The organism is Pelistega indica, assembly GCF_000506865.1.
Taxonomy (GTDB): Bacteria; Pseudomonadota; Gammaproteobacteria; order Burkholderiales; family Burkholderiaceae_B; genus Taylorella; species Taylorella indica.
In genome coordinates this window covers 1-5,645 of record NZ_AYSV01000027.1, presented here as the reverse complement: position 1 = coordinate 5,645, position 5,645 = coordinate 1, and the positions used below count along the sequence as shown (strand labels likewise).

General features: G+C 37.2%; 7 protein-coding genes and 3 pseudogenes. All 10 read right to left on the bottom strand.

Annotation, left to right across the window (positions count from 1 at the left end):
• Positions 1-122 precede the first annotated feature (122 nt).
• On the bottom strand, positions 123-365 hold the full coding sequence (locus tag V757_RS17725; protein WP_023949585.1) for an HNH/ENDO VII family nuclease: 243 nt from the start codon (positions 363-365) through the stop codon (positions 123-125).
• Between the two features lie 21 nt (positions 366-386).
• Positions 387-474: pseudogene (locus V757_RS29850) on the bottom strand (RHS repeat-associated core domain-containing protein); the annotation flags it as partial.
• A 177-nt stretch (positions 475-651) separates the two neighbouring features.
• Positions 652-1,557, bottom strand: coding sequence for a hypothetical protein (locus V757_RS17720; protein WP_023949584.1), 906 nt, complete (start codon positions 1,555-1,557; stop codon positions 652-654).
• Entirely contained in the window at positions 1,532-1,714 is a 183-nt protein-coding gene (locus V757_RS17715; protein ID WP_023949583.1) for an RHS repeat domain-containing protein, read from the bottom strand. Before V757_RS17715 ends, V757_RS17720 begins: the two co-directional genes overlap by 26 nt.
• Before the next feature lie 212 nt (positions 1,715-1,926).
• Positions 1,927-2,391, bottom strand: coding sequence for a DUF4303 domain-containing protein (locus V757_RS17710; RefSeq protein WP_023949582.1), 465 nt, complete (start codon positions 2,389-2,391; stop codon positions 1,927-1,929).
• A gap of 72 nt (positions 2,392-2,463) precedes the next feature.
• Positions 2,464-2,952 carry a hypothetical protein gene (locus V757_RS17705; RefSeq protein WP_147628832.1) on the bottom strand — a complete coding sequence of 163 codons (489 nt, stop codon included), beginning with the start codon at positions 2,950-2,952 and terminating at the stop codon, positions 2,464-2,466.
• A 445-nt stretch (positions 2,953-3,397) separates the two neighbouring features.
• Positions 3,398-3,514 (bottom strand): annotated as a pseudogene (locus V757_RS29845) (RHS repeat-associated core domain-containing protein); the annotation flags it as partial.
• Between the two features lie 117 nt (positions 3,515-3,631).
• Positions 3,632-4,477 carry a YwqG family protein gene (locus tag V757_RS0113335; RefSeq protein ID WP_023949579.1) on the bottom strand — a complete coding sequence of 282 codons (846 nt, stop codon included), beginning with the start codon at positions 4,475-4,477 and terminating at the stop codon, positions 3,632-3,634.
• Between the two features lie 440 nt (positions 4,478-4,917).
• Positions 4,918-5,103 (bottom strand): annotated as a pseudogene (locus tag V757_RS29840) (RHS repeat-associated core domain-containing protein); the annotation flags it as partial.
• Between the two features lie 11 nt (positions 5,104-5,114).
• On the bottom strand, positions 5,115-5,645 hold a 531-nt coding region (locus V757_RS17700), incomplete at its 5' end, for an RHS domain-containing protein (protein ID WP_173391497.1).

Below are 5,645 nucleotides of genomic sequence, written 5' to 3'. Positions count from 1 at the left end.
AGCAACAGCTCACGCCGCTCTCATGCTGTTTAAGAATAGATAAGATTTGTCGCTCGGTAAATTGTTTTCTACGCATGAAAAATTCCTTTAAATTTAACAAATAGTTTAACGAAATTTTCCACTCATCGGTGTTTCGATTTTAGGGGAGTATTACCATGTAAATTTATTTGTTTCCCATCAACACCGATAGGTGCATAGCCTCTACGCATTAAATCATAGTTTGATGCTCCATTATCAAGTAATTTTTGTACTGCTGGATTTGTTCTTCCTACGATTGGATCGACATAAGTAGGTATGCCTCCTCCAAAATCCATTCCATTTTGATATATTTTTCTACCTAAAACTTGTATAGGATTGTATTTCACCAATCCCCACGGATCGACCTACTCCACTGGGTTCGGCGCATACTGGTACACATTTATCCCACCCATCAACCCTATCCGGGTCTTGGCTGATAAAGCGTCCCTGCTCTGGGTAGAAAGGAGTTAATATTTACCTTGTTAACCTAATCTTTTTATTATTAGATATCTACGGTTTATTGAAAAAACATTTTAAAATTTCCTTAATTTCCTTAATTTCCTGTTGAATACAAAAATGCTAGATAATTTCCAAACCGGATTTTTTATTGGCTGTTAGTACGTCCTCTCCCAATTAAACACTCTTAAAAAAGTTCAAATTCATTTCCAATAATTTATTTTTTTCCTCTATAGTCATAACAGGTTTGCAATTCAAAAATTCCAAATATTTCAAGGTTTTTATCTGGGATATATTTTCATATCCTGTAACTTTCTTACAGTTTTGAATAATCAACTCTTCTAGCTCACAAAAGTCGTCTATATCCTTCAAATCTAAAGTTGATAAACAATTATTTAAGAGCAAATGTTTTAACTTATGCTTATTAATCAGTAACAATAGATTTTGTTTCTTATTTAACGAATTAATTATTACCAACCCCTTTAAGTTAATATCAGAAAGGTTGGATAAAGTCACTTTTGCAGGAATATTTTGAAATTTTAAGAAATCAAGATAACCTAAAAATTCAATAGCTCTCAAATCAAAAATGTTGTTATCTTCTAAATCCATAGAAAATGACTTAATTTTTTTCATTTCAGAGGTATTTATTATTTGACATGTAGGAAAATTTATAAATAAATTTATAATATTTCCCAAACGGCCACCATCTAATAATATTTTTGGATTCTCAAGCCCTAACAACCTGTTTATAACCAAGGTTTTTAATTGATTAAACACTCCAGAGTTTATGAACTTTTCATCTTTTAGCATACTGCATGGAATTGATAGAGCTTCAAGATTTTCTAACTGGTATACCCAATCAGGAAGTTTTTCAATAGAGTCATACTCCGCGCACTCTACTGATAACGCAGTAATCTTAGGAAAAACACACTCATTTGGGATATTTTCCAAATGTGCATAACCTTGAATCCTATTTTTAGGAATATAATAATCGTCTGTTGTGCCGGATGAAAAAATATAAAATATTTTTTCATACCAATTATGAAATAGAAAATGACTATAAAGTATAGGCTGATAATTCATCACTCACATCCTTTTTGAATAGCATGACTAGTTTTTTCTGCTGAAACACTTGCTCATGTACTAAACGACCCTGTGGATCATAGGCAAACGTATAGCGGTCTTGATTTTCATTGAGTAATTGACTTAATCGACCCAGTGGATCATAACGATATACCACCTCATGATTCAGTGCATCAATCCTCGCCTGAACCCGACCTGCTTCGTTATAACGGGAAGCCTGTCTAATTTACTCTAAACCTCTACATATTAATATTTGTCTGTGCAATATACATAAGCACTTCTTTATTTGTTTTCTTCCAAAATGGTTGATACTCAGACAAGTCATTTAACAGCGACAAAGATTGAAAAAAAAGCTCTTCATTAAAACACTCAATCTCTTGACACAAATAAAATAGGTGATAATTTGTTTAAATCTAAGCTGAAAAAAAAACTACCTTTTTTAAATTCCAACAGACTCTGAATTAGACATCTTTCAATCTGTTCGTTTAAAAGCAGATATTCAGCACTCTCATTTATATTGCCCTCGCAATCTGCCATTAAATTGTTTACTAACTCATTTAACTCATTAGAAGGAGGGGCTGAGTTATATGGCCATTCAACTACAGACCACACCAATTCTGGTGAAATATCGTCGGGCTCCTGAAGAAGACTATCTGTAAGATTTTCTATCGTATTTGCAGCACACATAAAAGAACCCACTCCATGAAAGTGTGAATATCCGATAGCGAATACATAGATATGTTCAGTCCCAACCATTTGCCGGATATCTTGATAACTTTCGACAATCTTCTGGCGAATCAATTGAGACAATCTACTTTCTTCAATATCCGTCATTTCTTTTCTCATTAACAAATATTTCAATATACTAATACACGTACAATGATGCTGCACCATAATCAAAAGGAGCTAATTCATTTCTATCTTCTGGGGGATTATTACTCCATCCACAGGGCATATAGCTTGATTTACTATTGATAATAAATTTGTGTAGAAATCGGCATTGATTTGAGGAACTAATCTCGTAAAATAATACTCTTGTAGAGCGCGTACTACTATCCATTGTAAATCTGCTAAAACCTCTTCTTTCAAGCCCTTTGTTTCCATTTGAATAATCAATTGTTCTTTATACCTATTATTAATTTCTCGGCCTTCAGCAGCTAGCATATTAAACAGTTTACCTATATTTTCTCGTTCATCCACAGAACAAAATTCTTCTGTCTGTCCCCGTAATTTATTGCTTGCGACAACATATATACCATCCCAATTCAATGATTTTAACAACCGATAAAGCTTTGCTTGACTATTAACTGGTTCTACTTTAAACACAGTTTCTACGTTTTTTTTTCTTATTTCCTGCTTGACTAAGCCAAGTTGAAACATAAAGTGTTTTTTCAAACTCTTGAATAATATTTTTGTTCATATTTACTCTCTTTACCAAGAATTATCTCTGATAAATTCTTCTCGGTATCCTTCCAAATACCATTTCAGGATTAACACCAAATTGACGTTGATTTCTCATGGCAGAATCTACTGCCTTATCTACCTCTTTTGTTGATAATGAAGTTTTACACAACGCTGACTTCATTGCATCATTATAATCTGCCACTGTCGGATTCTCTCCATACTTTACTCCTCCCTTACGATATTGATTCCAAAACTTCTCTAATTCTTGATGAACCACATAATGGTCTAATCCTCTATCAAAAAATGCATTTCCTTTTAATTTAATTGAAGCACCCCGCTTTTGAGGAATCCATTGCTTAAAAGCTGCATTTTGATTTAAATGATGTGCCTGTAAGCCATCTTTCGCTTTCTTAAGATATTGATACCACCCCATCTTCGCCAATCCCCACGGATCCACCCACTCTACTGGGTTCGGCGCATACTGATACACATTTATCCCACCCATCAACCCTATCGGGTCTTGGCTGATAAAGCGTCCTAGCTCTGGGTTGTAGAGAAATTCGTTTCGGAGGTGATGCTTAACCCCTCCTTGCCTCACAGGGCTTAGCTAACCAACCGATGATGTTCACCCGTTTCACCATAATTACGGTTATACGAATGAAACAATCAATTAGTAAGACTGTAAAATCTGCCAAGCGTAATCAAAACGACCTGCTTTAAGGTCTTCTGCTCGAATCCAGAAATAAAGATTCCCATCATCTCCCCATTTCATATCTGTCTCTTCATTACTGGCTATCTGAAATAATAATTGCCAATCAAGTCTCCCTGGCGCCAACTCTGGCACTCGTGGATCATGGTATGCAGCAGATGAACCACAGTAAATACCATGCCTTACCAACTCACACTGCAACTCCATACCGTTTTGGATATTATTAGAGTGTCCTAAAAGCTTATTATCCACCACCAGTTCCAATGACTCCTGCAAATCCAGATAACGTTCATACTCATCATCTGATAATGTAGTCTGTATCAACTGACTACTGTATTCTGGTAAATCAATTTGATTAGAAAAAGTAAGTGTACAAGGTGTAAATCGTTTAATTCCAGCTGGACAAGGTCTAGTTTCTAAATTTTCAAATGAACCATCGTAAAAGTACACTCGGCTACCTACATAATCCTTCTGGTCAAAGCCCCATAGAAAGGCATCTACATCATAGAAAAAATACAAAATCCCATGTGTGGGTAACTTATTATCCTGATCAAATGGCGTCAAATCTGCACAATTTAGTTGCGCCACAAAATTTAACGGAGCACCGCTCTCCTCATTATTAAACCATTCCAGTTCGGCTGGCAAATCAGGATCTCCACCAAAACGTGATGCGCCAATTACCTGTTCATCACTTTCACCATTTAGTTCAATTACGATACTGTTTTTGGCATAATGTTGCATTTCTTCAAAGAGTTTAGTTAATCCTACATTTTCAAAAGCTATTTTTAAATCTTGTAAAGTATACATTTCAACATATTCCTTAATTAAACACTTATTAATTTTTAACCACAAAGTGCATTTTCTTCAACAAACTCCATTGCACTATCGCGCAACGCCTTTGTTTTTTCTGATGCAAAAGTCTTTGCATCTTTAGGATCCCAGCCTCTATCTACAACTAAAGCATCATAAATTCCTTGTTCCGTGTGTTTAGTATTTATATTAATATTATCCATTACTGATTGATTAGTAAGATTTCTCAAATTAGGATCTGTGTTCTGTAATTGAGTTATTCGTCTATGCATATCAGGTTCCAAGGCAATTGCCGGATTCTGTCTTGAAATTCCTTGACCTCGTTTCGAAATATGACCATTATTTTTTAGCCATGCATTTTGTAATAGTTCATGTGCCTCAAAACCATCACCAACATGAAGTTTGCTCTTATAAGGGGCAATACCAAACTCATTAATCCACCCCCACGGATCCACCCACTCCACCGGGTTCGGGGCGTATTGATAGAGGTTAATCCCTCCCATCAAGCCGATCGGGTCTTGGCTGATAAAGCGTCCTAGCTCTGGGTCATAATACCTAAACGTATTATAATGTAGCTCACTCTCCTCATCATAGTACTGCCCTTGGAAACGGTGGTTATTCACCACACCCTCTTTCACCTCTCTAGGCTCCACATAGGTCTCTCCCATGCCTTGGACTCGGCCTCCCACACCACCTCTTGGGATTGGTTCAGCAATAGTTGCGGCGTGCCTATCTGGTCACACACATAGTGATATAGTTTAGGGGGAGAGGCTGAGGCTTCTCGTGGAGCCGACTCAGCCCCCCATGCCATCGGGCTAATATGCTCTGTCTCGCCTGTGCTGCTATTGATATACTGGGCTAACGGAACAAAGCTACCGTCTTCATATACGTACTGCACATCTCTGGCTAGTGCGACTCCCTGTGTCGTAGAAAGATTCGTTGCATTGGCTGTGCGCAACGGCTCTTCAGAGGCAATACTTAACCCCTCCCAGTCATACAACGTTTGGCTGACCACCCGATGATGCTCTCCCGATTCCACTCGCTTGGCTATACGTCGCCCAAACGCATCATAGAGGTACTCCGTGCGTAAGCTCTCCCGAGCTCCACCTTGCCATCCACTCTGCCGTAATTGGTTATGCGCATCCCATTGGAAGGTCTGTACTSA